This window comes from Streptomyces sp. NPDC086147, assembly GCF_040702165.1.
Classification (GTDB): Bacteria; Actinomycetota; Actinomycetes; order Streptomycetales; family Streptomycetaceae; genus Streptomyces.
Genome location: NZ_JBFBJO010000034.1, coordinates 1 through 15,640, shown reverse-complemented (window position 1 = coordinate 15,640; position 15,640 = coordinate 1). Strand labels below are relative to the sequence as shown.

13 protein-coding genes, 1 pseudogene and 1 CRISPR repeat array are annotated in these 15,640 nt (G+C 69.3%); of the genes and pseudogenes, 6 read left to right on the top strand and 8 right to left on the bottom strand.

The window, feature by feature from the left end:
* Window positions 1-130: 130 nt before the first annotated feature.
* Complete coding sequence (locus AB0398_RS33080; RefSeq protein ID WP_366379371.1) at window positions 131-1,861, top strand: VCBS repeat-containing protein; 1,731 nt, start codon at window positions 131-133, stop codon at window positions 1,859-1,861.
* A gap of 562 nt (window positions 1,862-2,423) precedes the next feature.
* Here AB0398_RS33080 and AB0398_RS33075 read toward each other — a convergent pair.
* Complete coding sequence (locus AB0398_RS33075) at window positions 2,424-2,993, bottom strand: hypothetical protein (protein ID WP_366379370.1); 570 nt, start codon at window positions 2,991-2,993, stop codon at window positions 2,424-2,426.
* 379 nt (window positions 2,994-3,372) lie between these two features.
* Between AB0398_RS33075 and AB0398_RS33070 the strand changes: the two genes are divergently transcribed.
* The gene (locus AB0398_RS33070) at window positions 3,373-3,915 is read left to right on the top strand and encodes an RNA polymerase sigma factor (protein ID WP_366379369.1); all 543 of its coding nucleotides are present in this window, start codon (window positions 3,373-3,375) and stop codon (window positions 3,913-3,915) included.
* Between the two features lie 22 nt (window positions 3,916-3,937).
* Here the strand turns inward: AB0398_RS33070 and AB0398_RS33065 are convergent, their stop codons facing one another.
* Genes AB0398_RS33065 through AB0398_RS33055 form a run of 3 tightly spaced genes read right to left on the bottom strand, consistent with a single transcriptional unit; the run spans window position 3,938 to window position 7,019 of the window.
* Window positions 3,938-4,351, bottom strand: a complete 414-nt coding sequence (locus AB0398_RS33065; protein ID WP_366379368.1) for an STAS domain-containing protein — start codon at window positions 4,349-4,351, stop codon at window positions 3,938-3,940.
* Complete coding sequence (locus tag AB0398_RS33060; RefSeq protein WP_366379367.1) at window positions 4,348-5,442, bottom strand: cobalamin-dependent protein; 1,095 nt, start codon at window positions 5,440-5,442, stop codon at window positions 4,348-4,350. Before AB0398_RS33060 ends, AB0398_RS33065 begins: the two co-directional genes overlap by 4 nt.
* Window positions 5,443-5,465: 23 nt before the next feature.
* Window positions 5,466-7,019, bottom strand: coding sequence for a PP2C family protein-serine/threonine phosphatase (locus tag AB0398_RS33055; protein WP_366379366.1), 1,554 nt, complete (start codon window positions 7,017-7,019; stop codon window positions 5,466-5,468).
* 405 nt (window positions 7,020-7,424) lie between these two features.
* On the opposite strand from AB0398_RS33055, the gene AB0398_RS33050 reads away from it, so the two are divergent.
* Both AB0398_RS33050 and AB0398_RS33045 read left to right on the top strand, forming a co-directional pair.
* Window positions 7,425-7,670, top strand: a complete 246-nt coding sequence (locus AB0398_RS33050; protein ID WP_366379365.1) for an STAS domain-containing protein — start codon at window positions 7,425-7,427, stop codon at window positions 7,668-7,670.
* Window positions 7,671-7,677: 7 nt separating this feature from the next.
* Window positions 7,678-8,274, top strand: a pseudogene (locus tag AB0398_RS33045) (helicase associated domain-containing protein); the annotation flags it as partial.
* Window positions 8,275-8,321: 47 nt separating this feature from the next.
* On the opposite strand, the gene AB0398_RS33040 reads toward AB0398_RS33045, so the two are convergent.
* Both AB0398_RS33040 and AB0398_RS33035 read right to left on the bottom strand, forming a co-directional pair.
* Window positions 8,322-9,620: a DUF6262 family protein gene (locus tag AB0398_RS33040; protein WP_366379364.1), complete on the bottom strand. Its 1,299-nt coding sequence runs from the start codon at window positions 9,618-9,620 to the stop codon at window positions 8,322-8,324.
* 210 nt (window positions 9,621-9,830) lie between these two features.
* On the bottom strand, window positions 9,831-10,772 hold the full coding sequence (locus AB0398_RS33035; protein WP_366379363.1) for a ribosome-inactivating family protein: 942 nt from the start codon (window positions 10,770-10,772) through the stop codon (window positions 9,831-9,833).
* A gap of 569 nt (window positions 10,773-11,341) precedes the next feature.
* Between AB0398_RS33035 and AB0398_RS33030 the strand changes: the two genes are divergently transcribed.
* The gene (locus tag AB0398_RS33030; RefSeq protein ID WP_366379362.1) at window positions 11,342-11,833 is read left to right on the top strand and encodes an NUDIX hydrolase; all 492 of its coding nucleotides are present in this window, start codon (window positions 11,342-11,344) and stop codon (window positions 11,831-11,833) included.
* 283 nt (window positions 11,834-12,116) lie between these two features.
* Here AB0398_RS33030 and AB0398_RS33025 read toward each other — a convergent pair whose 3' ends face one another.
* Window positions 12,117-12,518 carry a hypothetical protein gene (locus tag AB0398_RS33025; protein ID WP_365722735.1) on the bottom strand — a complete coding sequence of 134 codons (402 nt, stop codon included), beginning with the start codon at window positions 12,516-12,518 and terminating at the stop codon, window positions 12,117-12,119.
* A gap of 127 nt (window positions 12,519-12,645) precedes the next feature.
* On the opposite strand from AB0398_RS33025, the gene AB0398_RS33020 reads away from it, so the two are divergent.
* Window positions 12,646-13,881 (top strand): IS701 family transposase, encoded by a 1,236-nt coding sequence (locus tag AB0398_RS33020; RefSeq protein ID WP_366379378.1) that lies wholly within the window; start codon window positions 12,646-12,648, stop codon window positions 13,879-13,881.
* A gap of 53 nt (window positions 13,882-13,934) precedes the next feature.
* Here AB0398_RS33020 and AB0398_RS33015 read toward each other — a convergent pair whose 3' ends face one another.
* A complete protein-coding gene (locus AB0398_RS33015) occupies window positions 13,935-14,636 on the bottom strand; it encodes a hypothetical protein (protein ID WP_366379361.1) in 702 nt (233 codons plus the stop codon).
* Between the two features lie 234 nt (window positions 14,637-14,870).
* A CRISPR array of direct repeats spans window positions 14,871-15,142; the repeat unit is 28 nt; unit sequence GGTCCATCCCCGCGGGCGCGGGGAGCAG.
* Between the last annotated feature and the right edge of the window lie 498 nt (window positions 15,143-15,640).

Sequence of the window (15,640 nt, the reverse complement as noted above, 5' to 3'; positions counted from 1 at the left end):
CGACCAGCCGGCTTGCCGTACCCCTCGGAAGGTACGGCAAGCCAGCCCGTCTTCCGTCCGTCGTCGCCCGGCCGTCTGGAACGGCCCAGCGCGCCGGCAGCACACTCCTTGTGAAGGACGTATGAGACACATGATCCGCCGTGCGGCCGTGCTCGGCGCGGCCACCGGACTGCTCACCGCGGCGACCCTCCTGGCCCCGCACTCCGCGACCGCCACCGGCGAGCTGCGGCTGTCGGGATACGACGCGGTGGTGGCGCCGGGAGCGATGCCCCGGTTCTACCCGATCGTCGCGTCCGGCACGACCCTCGCGGGGAAGGTCGTCATCGCCGTCGGCACGCAGCCGATGACCGACCCGCAGGGCGCGGGCGCGGGCTTCCCGGAGGGATACCGTCCCGGCGTCGGCCAGTGCGCGCAACCCGCCGGATACACCGGGGTCTTCGTCTGCGAAGGGGCCCCGTACCAGGCACCCAACGTCCTCGTCCCCACCACCGCCGCGGACGCCACCCTGTACTGGGGCTTCGCCTACATACCGGCCGGCGGCGACCTCGCCGCGGCGGTGAAGGCGGCCCGCAGCGCGGGCTCCCGCCCAGCCGACGGGCGGCACGGCACCGGCAAGGTCACCGTCAAGTCCCGCGCGCACGCGCTACTGAACACCGTCGGCTTCGACCTCCCGGCCGTCCCCGACGGCGGTACGGTCCGCCAGCGGCTCCGCGTCCACGCCAACGACGCCGGGAGGCTGACGCTCCGCTTCGCCTACGCTCCGCACCAGATCCTCCGTGACTCCCCACCCCTGCGCATAGGCCGCGTCACCGCCGGTTCCGGTGCCACCTGCGAAGTCCGTCACACGACCCTGCCCGACACCATCCCCAACGTCGCCTGTTTCCTCGCCCCCGGAGACCACGTCGTCGAGTACGAACTGACCGGCGGACCGGGGCAGTACGCCCACAAACTCCAGGCCCACACCCGCTACAACATCTACGACCAGGGCGTCTGGGACGAGTCCGACGTCAAGCAGAGCAGCGCGCCGTTCCTCGCCCAGGGGCGTACCGTCCAGCCGTGGCACGGTCTGCACGCCCGTGACACCACGGGCAGGCTGTGGGAGTACGACGGCACCCACAGCGCAACCGCCCCCCTCGACACGCGCAGCGAAACGGGAACGGGCTGGCAGACCTACACCGCGATCAGCTCCCTGTCCCCCTACACGCAGGGACCTTTCTCGTGGGACACCATCCGTCCGTCCGCCACCACCCGTGGCCTCGGCGACCTCGTCGCCCGCGACGCGTCCGGGACCCTCTGGTACTACGACCGGCAGGCCGGTAGCGGCAGCACCTACGCGGCCCGCGTCCGTATCGGTCCCGGCTGGAACGCCTACGACCGGATCGCCGGGGCCGGGGACCTCGACCGGGACGGGCTGACGGACCTGCTGGCCCGCGACAAGTCCGGCATCCTGTGGTTCTACGCAGGCACCGGCAGGCTCACCGACAACAACCGCTTCACGGCGCGCGTGCGCGTGGGCGGTGGCTGGCAGGCCTACGACCGGCTGGCCGGCGGCGCGGACCTGAGCGGCGACGGACGCGCCGACCTGCTGGCCCGCGACAAGTCCGGGATCCTGTGGCTGTATAAGGGCACCGGCAACGCCACCGTGCCCTATGCGACCCGGGTCCGGATCGGCGGGGGCTGGCAGGCCTACGACCAGCTCGTCGTGACCGGCGACCTCACCGACGACGGACGCCCCGACGCCGTCGCCCGCGACAAGGCCGGGACCCTGTGGCTGTACAAGGGCACCGGCAACGCCACCGCTCCCTTCGCCACCCGCACCCCCGTCGGCGGAGGATGGAACACCTACAACCAGCTCTTCTGACCCACACCCCCAGGGCGCAAAGCCCTCTGCGGCATGTCACCCGGACACGGACCGACCGCCGCGCCACCCGACGGCATGCCGGACGGGCCCGCACCATCCGGTGCGGGCCCGTCCGACCACCCCAGGGCCCACCGAGGGGGGAATTCGGCCAGGCCCTGCCTGTCCAGAGCGGTCCCACGCGCTCACCACCCCACCTGCCCCCGATACCCTCCCCCACACAGGGACTGTCCCGGCTTCGGTGTGTTCAGCGGCCGGCAAAAAGACCGTTTACCGCAAGAGCCCCACGATCTTCTCTCCCGTGCATCAGCTGTAGGAACCAGCCTCGTACTCGAAGGGCGCGCTCACCCGCGCTGCCCCGGTACCGGTACCGGTACCGGCAGCGGCCGGGCATTCCTCGCCGTCGCCCTGGCCTGCCTGACGCGTCGGGAGGTCCATGCCGTGTAGCTGATGAACGCCGCAGGCACGACCCAGAGACGCCAGAATCGCACAGCGAGCCTCGTGGCCGTTCTCGACCTGCCGCCGCCCCCCTTTCGTGGATCCGCCCGGAGCCGGGAGCGGGTCCTCACGACATGAAGGGGCTCACCGAGCGGGCCCGCTCCCACATGCCCGCCACCTGCTCCTCGGCACGCTGCTGCTCACCGTGCAGGGCATTGAGCACCACCAGGCACCCGGTGAGCGCGGGCACCGCCCACTGCGCCCAGGTCAGCTGTCGACGGGCCTTGTCCAGGTCGATGGGGTGATCGGCCGCTTTCTCGGTGTCTTCCGGGTCGGTGGAGGCAGCCAGTTCGACCTTCTTGCCCAGGACGCGGGCGTAAGCGGTGGCGGCCAGGGCCGCGGCGGTGACGACCGTCTTGGCCGTGGTGGAGGCGGCCACCCCCTGCTGAGTGGCGACGCGGTGGGCGTTCACGGCCAGCAGCCCGCCGCCGCCGAACAGGTGCGCGCCGATGGCGGCGGCGTTGACCGGTGCCCACTTCGCCCATCCGGCAGAAGCGATCCGGTCCGTGGCCGTGTCGGTGCCGCCTTCATCCTTGGCGGCGCCGTTGAGGCCGACCGCACCCATGAGTGAGCCGCCGAACCAGGCGGCCAGACCGACATCGTGCAGACTCCGGATGAGCGTGTTGCGTTCGGACACAGCAATACTCCTCGAAGAAGTGGGACGGGCGAGCAACCAAGACACCAAGCACCTGCCACCCTCGCCGGACCCGGCTGCCACCGCCATCACGGCTGACCCGAACGGGATCACCGAAGACCCGGAGGAAGCAGCCCCGGACTGATCCTCTTCCGGCTCCCCGCGCATGACGCCGAAGCCGCGTCCACAGCCGGCGATCATCCCCCTCACAGACCGCCTGACAGAACCCCGACAAGCTCGGGATAGGTCCGGATCAATTCGCAGCAAGCAGGATCCCTGCAGTAGTTGCCAACCTGAAGTCCATCAGCTGCCAGAGGGGTGAGTGGGTGGTGTGGTCGTCGGCGCGCTGGTGCTCTGTCGCATCCGGGGTAGCCGATCATCAGTGATCTCGAACGAAGACGGGTGGCTGTGCGTGGGCGATGGTGAGGACTTCGGCACCTTCTACACCCGCTGGCATCCAGAGGTGAGGTCCTGGGCGCGTGGGCGACTGCGGGACGAGCACGAGGCGGAAGATGTCGTCCAGCAGGTCTTTATTGCCGCCTGGCAGTCCCAGACCGCCTACCGCGCGGGCCGCGGTACGGTCAGAGCATGGCTGTTCGGCATTACGAATCACAAGATTCATGATGCGCTCGATGCGCATTACCGCCGGCAGGCCCGCCAGCAGCGGGTGATGGAGCGCACCCTTCCGCAGTACGTGGACGACTCCATGGCCCAGGCGGTCGCCGGGCGCCTGCACGCCGACGGGCTCCTGCGGTCCCTGCCGGTCGCGCAGCGCCAAGTGCTGCATCTGGTCTACTGCCACGGGTACAGCCACCAGGAGATCGCTGTCCGGCTGGGGCTGCCGCTGGGCACGGTCAAGAGCCATGCCCGGCGTGCCTTGCAGCGCCTGACGCGGCACCCGGCTCTCGCCTCCGCATCTGTGTAAGCGGTGTGGAGACCGGGGTCGTTCAGGGCGCGGAAGCCGATTCGTTCTGTTCGTCGTGTGCGATGCCGGCAGCTGTATGGGTGGCGCGGGCGTCCTGGGTGAGGTGGTCGGCGATGCCGGTGATCTCGAGGACGCGCGTCATGTAGGCGGGCTGCTGGTCCAGGTGCAGGGTGATGCCTGCGGGGTGGGTGCGGCGGTGCAGGAGGAGCAAGACGGTCAGGGCGCTGGAGTCGATGCCGGTCAGGCCGCTGAAGTCCAGGTGCAGGTCCTCAAGGGCAGGCCCGTGCTGTTCGCGGTGGGTGTCCAGTGCCTGGTTGACCTCGTTGGTGAACCAGTTGCTCGTCTCGTAGTCGAGGTCTCCCGCGACGTTCAGGTGCAGCGCGTGTGGCTGGGCGCTGCGGATGGTGATGGTGAAGTCGGCAGGCAGATAAGTCATGCGGTGATTCCCGGGCCGGTGTGATCGGAACTGAGCTGCGGGCTGTCGGCAGCGGTCTTGAGGAAGGTCAGGGCGCGGGGGAAGTCTCGTAGGTGTCCGGCCAGTACGTCCAGGCCCAGGCGCAGGCTGGCGGCGGGTACATGGCGGGCGGTGAGGATGCCGGCGGTCCAGGTGGTGAAGGTGGTGAACAGCTCGGCGTCGTCGACGTAGAGGGCGGTGGCGAGGAAATCGACGATGTGGGCAAGGTCCTCGATGGTCCGGTCGCGCTGGGCGGTGCTGTAGGCGCGCATGGCCGGGAAGCGGTCTTCAAGATCCGCAAGAGACTGCTTGATCAGTTGGGTGCGGTTTTGGACGACGAAGGTGTACTCCTGGTCGTCCAGGTGCGGCAGGTCGTCGACAGTCTGCCGTATCGCCGCGGGGGTGGGCTGCCTCAGTCCTGCTTCAAGGACGGTGGCCGCGGTGCGGGCGTCGGGGGCCCAGTGGTCGGCGCCGAGCGCGTGGGCGTAGCGGCCGTCAGGGCCGAAGGCGCGGCCGCCGGCCATGACGGGGACGCCGATGGCCTGGCAGGCGGTGATCGCCGCGTGGGCGGTGGGCAGGTGGGTGGGGATCGAGCTGGAGAGCAGGACGGCGTGGGGGCCGGTGCGGTGCAGGTGTGCGACCAGGTGCGGGGTGGGTGTCTGGGCGCCCAGGTAGTCGACGTGCCAGCCGCGCAGGCGCAGGGTCTCGGCGACGAGGCGGGCGGGAAAGGCGTGCCATTCGCCGTCGACGCACGCGACCGTGATCCGGCCGCGGCGGCCTGGCTGCGGCCGGCGGGCCGGCTGTGACGCGCGGGCCGGCTGGCGGTGGGCGAGGGCGGCCATGGCGCGTTCGTTGATGGCGGTGGCGGCGTGTTCCTGGGCGACGGTGATGCGGTCGGCGGCCCATTCGGTGCCGACTTTCTCCTGCACGGGAGCGATGACGTCCAGCAGCAGGGTTTCCTCGTCCAGGCCTTCGTCCATGGCGTAGTACAGAACGGTGATGGCCGCGTTCTCGTCCGCGTCGGCCACGGCCTGCCACAGAAGGTCCTGCGCCGCCGATGTGGTCGTGCTCACCTGGTTGCTCTCCTTTTCTTGTCCTAGGTGTGCCCGTCGACTACGGACAGGGTGGCCGTCTTAGGTGCGCTGATGGCGACAACCGCCATGTCGTCGTGCTGTCCAGTGCCCAGCCACTGGGCAGCCAGCATCTGCACCCGCTCCACCACAGCCTCCACGGGCATGCCCGCGCACTGCGACAGGGCCCGCTTCAAACGCTCCTCGCCGAACATCTCATCACCCAGCGGCCCGCCGCGGGCCTCGGTGATCCCGTCGGTGTACAGCAGGCACGTCTCACCCGGTTTCAAAACGGCCTGGACTGTGCGGGAGGTCACGTTCGGCAGGGCGCCGACCAGGGTGCCGCAGGTGGCTGCCTCTTCCACCTCGCCGTCGGCGCGGACGATGAGGGGGGCCATGTGTCCGGCGCTGGTCAGCCGCAGATGCGCCTTGCCGCCGCGACGGCGCACGGAGGCCAGGACGAGAGTGGCGAAGCGGGTGTGGTGGGAGGAGAGCAAGGCGCCGTTGAGGAGACCCAAGACGCGCTGATGGTCACCGGCCAGGGGCAGCAGGGCGTGCAGGGTGTTGCGGATCTTGCCGGTCAGGACGGCTGCCTCCAGGCCCTTGCCGGCGACGTCGCCGAGGACGACCAGGGTTTCCTGAGAGCGGTCGGCGCCGGGGTGGACGTCGTAGAAGTCGCCGCCGACCTGTTCGTGGTCCTTGGCCGCCCGGTAGTTGCCGGCGTAGTCGATCCCTTGGACCCGGGTCAGGGAGGGGGGCATCAGTTCGCGCATGAGCGTGGCGGTGACGTCTGCCTGCTCGGTGTAGAGGCGGGCCGCCGACAGGGCGGCCCCGGCGCGGGCTGCGAAGAGACGGGCGAAGACCTCCTCGCCCTCGGTGAACCTCTGCTCGGTGCTGGAACGCAGCAGGATCAACACGCCCGCGGGCACTCCATGGCCGGGCAGCGGGGTGACGATCACCGAGCCCACAGGCTTGGTGAAGCCGGCCGGAACGACCCAGTCGGGAATGCGCGCGGGGTCGATCCAGCGCGCGGGCACCGGGGGAAAGCCCTGCAGGGCCTCGGCCAGGCCCGGCACGCTGCGCGGGTCGATCCGCTGCGAGATCTGCATGACGGGGCCGCCCTGCACCGCGTAGGTGACGGGATGGCGCCGGCCCTGGGCGGGGGCGACGAGAACGGCGGCTTCCGCCAGATGCTGCGCGGCCATGGACGCGGCCACCTCCATGCAACGCGACACATTCAGCGTCGACAACAGGGTCGAGGACACCCGGGACAGGATCTCGGAGCGGTCCTGCGCCGTGCGCAGTGTCTCCTTGGCCAGGCGGCGGTCGGTGTCGTCGATCAGCCACCACACCACATCGCCGTCGATGCCCGGCGTCGAATGCGCTTCGAAGAACCGGTCCTGGACAGGGCCGCTCAGTGCATCGGCGTCCATGGCGCGCAACCCGTTACTGATGCGGGTGTGCGCGTCCGACAGCCAGGAGGGCGCTGTCTCGTGCAGCCAGTCGCCGCTCGACGCCTGCGGCCACAGCAGTTGCGCGGGCTCGTTGAGGTAGACCAGGCCGCCGTGCCGGTCGGCCACGACGACAGGGTAGGGGGCGTTCCCCCAGGCGTCGGCGGCCGTGTCACCGGCGCTGCGGGGGCGGGCGGGAAAACCACGGGAAGCAGTCACAAGCGGGGACACGCGGCGCGTGGCCCACCACCTTCCTGCTCTGGAAAACAAGTTGTCGTCCAGCAACCGTCCCGCATCCACCTATCCGATGCAAGCTGCCCCCTGAACCCGCACCCCAGCGTCACCGCGGGCACACGTGCCGGCCGCGCACCCCTACAGTGGAGGACGCAGCACCGGGAATACCTGACCGCAGGTTCACCGGCCCACCAGGCAGAGGGTCCCGCTGTGCTCCACGTCACCACACGCACCGGCGACCGGGTTGTTGCCCTGCTGCCCGAGAGTGTCGATCTTCACACCGCCCCGCTGCTGCGCGCTGTGGGGAACCGCATCATCGACGAAGGCTGCCGCCACCTCGTCCTGGACGCCTCCCAGAGCCGTTTCCTCGACTCCAGCGGCGTCACCCTGCTCATCCACTGGTACCAGCGCCTGCACGGGCTCGAAGGAACCCTGAGCCTGACCGGGGTCAACGCCAACATCCATGACCTGCTCCACCGCCTCGGCCTGGACACCGTCATCACCCTCACCCCCCGCACACCCATCGCAGACCCGCCCGGCCCGTAAAGGCACGGGGCAGTACATGACCAACCTCCGGCGCAAGGGCGGCCTGGGCAAGGACCCGGGGCGCGCGGCGGAACGCGCGGTGCAGCTGGCGGAGATCGATCCGGACTGGAACTGCCCGTGGCCGCTGAACTGGCAGCGCCACTACCGGGTGCTCGCGGACCTCGTCAACGCCGACGGCCACCCTCCCTACATCGCCCCCGGCGTCGTCTTCGACGGTGATGACGTCCGTACCTGGAGGTGGCGTCAGCAGGAACCGGGCACCTGGGCACAGCTGTCGAGCGAGCAGCAGGAACGGCTGGCGAAACTGGGCGTGCAGCCCGACCAGACGCCCGCTCCCGCCCCCGCAGCCAGCCGCGGAGCGAAGCCGAGCAAGGCGCAGCAGGCGTTCCAGCGGGGCCTGGCGGCCCTCACACAGTGGGTGGAGCGGGAAGGCGCCCACCGGCCGGTCCCCCGCGCCCACGGCGAACAGATCGCGGTCGAGGGCAAGGAGGAACTGGTGATCGTGAAGCTCGGCGTGTGGATCTCCAACACCAAAACTCGACGCGACAAGCTCACCGCCGACCAACTCACCGCACTCCGGGAACTCGGTATCGAATGGATCTGACGATCACCGGCAAGGCCCCTCTCGTTTGGCAATGATCCGAGCCTGGGTCAGGGGCACGGTGGCGGAGAGGTGAGGTATGGGGCGAGCTGGGCTTCGAGGTCGGCGATGCGCTTGTCCATGAAGCGGTTGTTCTGGCGGGCGCTGGTCAGTCGTTCTTGAAGCTGATGGTTGTCCTGGGTGAGTTGTCGTACGTGCTGCTTCAGCGTGGTGTTCTCGGTGACGATGCGCTGAAGTGAGTCTTCGGGGAGATCGTGTTCGAGGTCGCGGCTCTTGCCGAGGAGTTCTGCGATGCAGGTGCGCTGGGTGCGGCTTTCGCGCTGGGTTTGAGCGAGTGCGTCTTCGGCGTTGAGCGCACGTTCCTTCCAGGCGGGCTGTGCGCGGCTGTCGCTGTTGGAGACTCCGCAATGAGGTTTGGTGGTGCGGGTGGCCTGTCCGATCAGGGCTCTGGCCTGCTGGTTTTGATAGAGGAAGGTCCGTGAGACGCGGGCGGTACGGGCGAGGGCTGCGACGGTGACAGGCGTATGGTCGCGGGCTGCGGACGCCAGGGCGGTCTGGAGGCGTTCGAGCGTTTCCTGGGCGGCCTGGCGGCGGGCTTGGACGGCCGCGTCGGTGCGGGGGGTCGGCTGTCCTGTGGTGTCGTCGGGGGCTTGCAGTGCTGCGAGGTCTCGGGCGCGGAAGGCGGTGCTCCAGGTGCGGTGGAAGTAGTCCTGGGGGCGCCGCAGGTCGAGGGTGAGGGCTTCGTCGAGGATGCCGAGGGCGGTCAGGGCCTCTTCGAGTCCTTTGATGGCTTTGGCGGTGGGTTCGAAGACGGTGTGGAGGTAGTCGGCGGTGGCGTCGTCGGGGGCGTTCTCGGCGATGGAGCGCCACTGTTCGGCTTTGCGTCGCCAGTAGAGGAGGTCTGCGCCGGAGAGGACGAAGTTGTCGCAGTTCTCGCAGTCAAGTTTCCAGGGGCAGGCTCCGCCGTTGACGACGGGTTGGTAGGTGCAGAACTCCCCCGTCGGCGGGGTGCTGCGGCGGGAGAGGTCCAGGGCCAGGGCGAGAGCTGTCTGACGGTCGATGGGGGTGGTGTCGCCGGAGAGGAGTTCGCCGCGGCGGCGGCCTCGCGCAGCAGCCGCCCGGCGTCGGCCGCAGCGTTGGCCCGCGCGATGCTGCTGGGCCTTGTGCCACAGCCGGGCCGCCTTCACGCGGACGCCGAGCCCGCGTACCGCCTGATCCGGGCTGAGGAGTACGTGCCGGTCCAGGAGCGCGGGCAGGTCCCGGCGGTGGGCGAGGGTGGCCACCTGGTCCGGGTGGGCGTCAGGGAACTCCGCCTCCCCACCGAGGGAGACCAGAAGACCCGCCTGCACCAGCTGCCTGACCCCTGCCGCAGTCACTCGGGGCCGACGGCGCGGCAACGGGTCCCCCAGCGCGGTTGTCAACCGGTCCGCCGGCGCCCCGGCCCAGAGCACGCCCGACAGGGCCGCCCGGATCTGTGCCCGGGCCGACTGCGGTGCGCGTGCGGGAGCCGGGGCCCGGTCCTTCCTGGACCGGACCCCGGCTCCCGTACGTGTTACCGGTCAGAGGCCGCTGCCCTGGATCGCGAGGAAGGGGGCGATGCGGGGCCGGCCGGTGCTGTCGTCGTCGTCACCGTCGCCGTCCCAGATTTGCCTCAGGCTCCCGTAGACCCGCCCGTTGATGTTCACGGCAGTCACGTTCCGACCCGCTGCCGACCGGTGGGCCAGCGAGGACAGGGTGTCCCAGTTCATCTCCAGATCGGTGCCGAACTCGCCGATGTGGTCCGGGCTGCCCGGGTAGTCGGGGTCCCCGTTGTAGATGAGAGTGCTGGCGATACGATCCGCGATCCAGCCAAACCGGGTGGCCTCGGAGGTGGCGCCGATGAAGTAGGCCAGGGCCCGCCGCACCCCGCTGCTGTTCAGGTTGTTCGCGTTCGCGGCCTCCAGGGCCCGCCAGTGGAGACTGAACCTGGCCGCTGTGTACGCCTCGGCCCCACGCCACTCCTCACTGGCAGACAGCGACGCGTAGCTCCCGTTGGAGTCGATCGCACGAACCAGCGGAGCCGTCCTCAGGTTGTCGTGGACCCGGATCTCCTCCGCCAGGTGCGCACTGTAGGGGGCGTTGATGCGGTAGTGGTTTCCGTGAGCCGAGAAGCCCATCAAGTAGAGGTTGTCAACGGAGTAGTACAACGCGACATCGGCCCGCTGCGCGCCGTTGGGGTTGCGGGTGGTCGCCTCGTTGTTCCAGAGCAGGATCCGGATGACCCGGTTGGTCCTGGTCCCGGGAGCGATCGTCGTGTCGTAGACACCGGGCAGACCCTGCGTACCGGCCATCTCCTGGCTGGCGAGCTGGCGCATCCGGTTCACGACGTCCTGGTAGTACCGCGACTGCCGCGCGGCGGCCGAACCGCCGCGCGGTGCGTCGTAGTCCTCCATGTGCCAGTCGATGTCCGTCCACCGCTCACTGGTATTCGCCTGGGCCTCCGGCGCAGCCGCACCGTTCACGAGACCACCCACCGCAGCCATCGCGAGTAGCAACGCACCCGCTCTCGCGCCTGCCCGGCTCCAGAGGGACTTCAACTTCATAACGACCCAAGCTCCCTGAAAATGCTTCCGCGCACAGTGCACGGCGAGTTCCCCCTGCCACGTATGCCACTGCTTCGGGGCACCGCGTTCACGCAGGACTGACAGCGAAGAAGAAGGCCACCACCCCGCCTACCGGACCCGTCCCCGCAACAGCGGACGGGCCGGTCCCCCGGCAAGGACACCGGCTTCCTCCTCAGACCCCCAAGAAAACCCGCCCCAACAGAAATGGAACACGAAATTCCACCCGCAAAACTGTGAACCGCCTACTTTTGCGCACCCCACTCGCAAGCCGTTTTCCACGGCTTGCACACACCGCACCCCCTCCGGCGTGCCCTCGCTGGCCTGGCACCAGTCGTACCGGATCGTCGTCACCGGAATGGGGTCCACCCACGCCCCTTCGTCTTCCTGGGGCCGGCGGTAGCTGGCCGCGCTGCGCCTCTGGTTGCGCTGCGCCGTGCGGGGTGGTGCTGGAGCACTAGGCTCGCGGCATGAAGGAACCGGCCGGTGCGCTCACGCAGTACGACCAGGCTCTTGCCCGTAAGCGGGTGGCGGCCGGCGTGCTGTTCTTCAACGACGCGGACCAGGTGCTGCTGGTCGATCCCGTCTACAAGGAGCCGTGGGAGATCCCGGGCGGGGCGGTCGAGGCCGAAGAGTCCCCTCGCGCCGGGGCCCGTCGTGAGGTGCTCGAGGAACTCGGCCTCGATCTGGCGCCCGGCATGCTGCTGGGTGTCGACTGGACGTCCGCGCGCCCCAGTCGCAGCGAAGGCCTGGTCACGGTCTTCGACGGCGGCCGGCTGACTGCGGAGCAGGTCGGCTCCATCCGGCTCCAGGAAGAAGAGCTGCGCGAGTACGCGTTCGTGGACATCGGGTCGGTGGGTGAGCTGCTCCTGCCGGTCCTTGCCCGGCGCGTGCAGGCCTGCGTGCATGCGCGTGCGCAGGGGCGGACGGTCTACCTGGAGAATGGCTGCGAGACGGGCTGAGCGCGCTCTGCTGGTACCGGGGGGCAAGGTGGGCGATGGCCGGTCCGCCGGGGGTGCCGGCGGTGAGGGTTAGCGGCCCTGTCCGGCCATCGCCGGGAACGCGGCTCCACGGGGCAACACCGCGCCCATAACCGCGCTCCCGCCTGCATCATAGCCCTGTATGAATTGGGCTATGCGTTTTTGTTTTCCACCCGCTTAATACTCCAGCTGTAGATCGTGATCTTGATCGTGGTGCGGCCGCCGTACGTTATGCGGTCTCATGCCGGGATGGGCGTCTCGCGGGTCACTTGCTCGGGCCGGTGATGACGATGTCGATGGCGCTGGCGTCTGGCCCCGGTGTGTCCACGGCGACGCGCACGTTGAACTGCCCGCGGTCGCCCACTCGGTGCACGAAGCGGGTTAGTTGTTCGACATCGCCGACTGCAATGCGCCCGTCGGGCAGCAGGAGGGGGCCGTCGAAGACGGTGGTGAACTCCGCGTCGGGGTCTTCGGCCTGCGGGTCATCAGGCGGCGTGAAGAGACGCACCTTGATCAGCCCTCTCTGGGGTCGAACCCGGACGGCCACGTGGGTGTCGCAACTGGCTGCGGGGGCGGCGTCCAGGGCGAGGGAGAGTGGAACCCAGTCGGTTGCCCCGAGGTGCAGAACGGGGTGATTGAGGTAGATGTCGACGCCGGCGATCTGCATGGTGTTCCTCCTGCCCGGTATGGCTGCGGCCACCGTTGATCATCGGTGTGTGAAAACAAACGATCATGCGGTGGCCGTGGGTCACAGCGTAGACCCTGCCCGCTGGCAGGAGGCGTTCGAGGGCCTGATGGGACGGATAGCCGGACGGTTCGCACGGGTGGAGGCCCGGCGTCGGGCGGGACGGCTGGTGCTCGGGCTGCTGTCCGACCTGCCGCGCAAGAACTGCTGGACGATAGCCGAGTGGGCCGGGGAAGCGACGCCGCACGGCATGCAGCACCTGTTGTGCCGGGCGTCCTGGGACGCCGACGCGGTTCGCGACGACGTACGTGACTACGTCATGGAGCAACTGCACGATGAGCGGGCAGTCCTCGTCGTCGACGAGACCGGCGACCTGAAGAAGGGCACCCGCACGGTCGGCGTGCAGCGCCAGTACACCGGCACCGCGGGCCGGATCGAGAACTCTCAGGTCGCGGTCTACCTCGTCTATGCGGGAGCGCGCGGGCACGCGGCGGTGGACCGAGAGCTCTACCTCCCGCGCTCGTGGACGTGTGAGCCGGACCGTTGCCGGGCCGCCGGCCTGCCCGAAGACACAGCCTTTGCCACCAAGCCGGAGCTGGCCGGCCGCATGATCGGCCGGTTCCTCGACGCCGGGCACCACGTGGGCTGGGTCACGGGCGACGAGGTCTACGGCGGCAACCCGCGTCTGCGGGCCCTGCTGGAAGAGCGTGGGGTCGGCTTCGTGCTGGCCGTCGCCTCCTCGGCCGAGGTCATCACCGGTGCCGGCAAGTTCCGGGCCGACGCGCTGGCCGCGAAGGTGCCCAAGCGGGCCTGGCAGAAGCTGTCGGCCGGAGCCGGCGCCAAGGGGCACCGCTACTACGACTGGGCGGTCATCGACCTGGCCGACTCCGGACCGGGCCACCGCCAACTGCTGATCCGCCGCAACCGCACCACCGGCGAACGGGCCTACTACCGTTGCTTCTCGCCCGCCCTGAAGCCCCTCGCCACACTGGTCCGCGTCGCCGGGTCGAGGTGGCGAGTGGAGGAGACCTTCCAGTCGGGCAAGGGCCTAACCGGACTGGACGAGCACCAGGTCCGGCGCTTCACTTCCTGGTCGCGCTGGGTCACCCTGGCCATGCTCGCGCACTCCTTCCTGGCGGTCATCCGAGCCGCAGAACACGCCCGCCATCCCACCCCGGACGACTTGATCCCGCTCACCTGCAACGAAATCCAGCGACTGTTCACGGCGCTCGTCCGATCCACGCCCGATGCCGTCCACAAGCTGCGCTGGTCCCTCTGGCGACGCCGCCACCAAGCCCGATCCAGGACCAGCCACTACCACCGACAAGCCACCGATCAGACATGAAGATCACGATCTACAGCTGGAGTATTAAAGCAGAAGCGGTGGTTCCTGAATTTTTACGGACCGGTGGTTTTCCGCTGCATGGCGGACTGGATTCCGCGGTGGAGTGCCGGCGGGTAGCCGAGCCGGCTGGCGGCCTGCTCGAAGGAGAGGGTGGGATCCGTCGTCATCAGTGTCGCGGTGCGCTCGCCGCGGAGCTCGGTCAGGGCCCGCTGGACGGTGGCGTAGGCGGCGCCCGTGGCGTGCTGGATATCGGCGATCGTGACCGCGGGTTCGGCATCGAGAAGGGCCGAGATCCGGTCGCGGAGCTCACCGCGGGGGACGGCATCGCTGCTGCCCTTCGGCCGGCCGGACGCGGCCGCTTTGCCGGGCCGGCTGTCGCGGAACGCCTGCACGGCGCCGCGCGGCCAGTGGTCCACACCGTGGATGTCGACGAGGTGTGCGTGGAGGCGGGGGTCGGTGGCATATCCGTCCCAGGTCCGGGGCGTCACGCCGAGTTCGGCGGCGGCCTCCTGGCGGTCCAGGAGCACGCCGGGCCCGTCCGCGGGCGGCAGTGCGGGGACGGTCTCGCCGGCGAGGAAGGCGTCGGTCTGCTCACCGTCCCACAGCAGCGTGCGGGCGCCGGCAGCGCTGATGGGGGCGGGGAAGCCAGGCTGGGTGTAGGGCCTTTTGTTGCGGAAGGTACCCATGGACATTCCCATGTCCTGGGCCAGCATCTCCCGGGTACGGACGAGGTGCCTGCGGTCTGGGTGGATCATCGTTGCGTGCTCCTCCTGGCAGACAGAACCCTCCGGACAGCGCCCCGCGGTACGGACCTGCACCAGAAAAAATATACAGCACTCTCGTCAAGACGGGTAGCTTCACCGTCACGCCAGAACACCCACCCCGCGCCCAACCGCACGAGCACTCCCGGCAGCAGGAAAGAACAGCAGGTCAAGCCAGAACACAAGCAAGCAGCACCAGCGGACCAGCAAGACGACAGACCCAGCCCGGGTCCATCCCCGCGGACGCGGGGAGCAGGCCGAGGGGCAGTTCGTCGCGCTCGTCTCGGTAGGTCCATCCCCGCGGGCGCGGGGAGCAGCTCCGGCTGCATCAAGTGATGCAGCATGTGTTAGGTCCATCCCCGCGGGCGCGGGGAGCAGTCCCCCAGGTGGGTCACCCCCTTGTGTCCCTTGGGTCCATCCCCGCGGGCGCGGGGAGCAGAAGACCTCCGGCGCGAACACCAAGTTCCGCCGGGGTCCATCCCCGCGGGCGCGGGGAGCAGCCTTTCTGACCTGCAGTTCTACCCCACCAACAGCTACCTCGGAACCACTTTCACCGAAACGGACAAAATATCCACAACGGATTCCGGTGCCCATCAGATAACAGGCCACTTCCACCGGCACGGCAAGCAGTTGGCCAGGGTGACGGCCGCATACCCTTCTAGCCAGTGAGCCGAAGCCGGTGCTCTTCGGCTCGGGCAGTGGCAGCACTCTCCCGCGAGTCGAACGACTGGTGGCACCACGACGGGACGTTCCGCCGGCCCACCACAGCGGCAAAGATGTAACCCGATCGGCCGGGAGAAGATCCGCGGGGACGACACCCCCGATGCCTGCGACATCTCGGTCCCGTACCGGGAAGGGGAAGCGCACCTCGACGAGGCCGCCTGACCGGGTCTGTCAAACGAGCGGCTCTGTCTCACATTCGGTGGTGACTGATCGTGCACGTTGAGTAGGCCTACCTCGCGGAGAGTGCGGCTGGCGTCCCGACCTCAACATTTCGA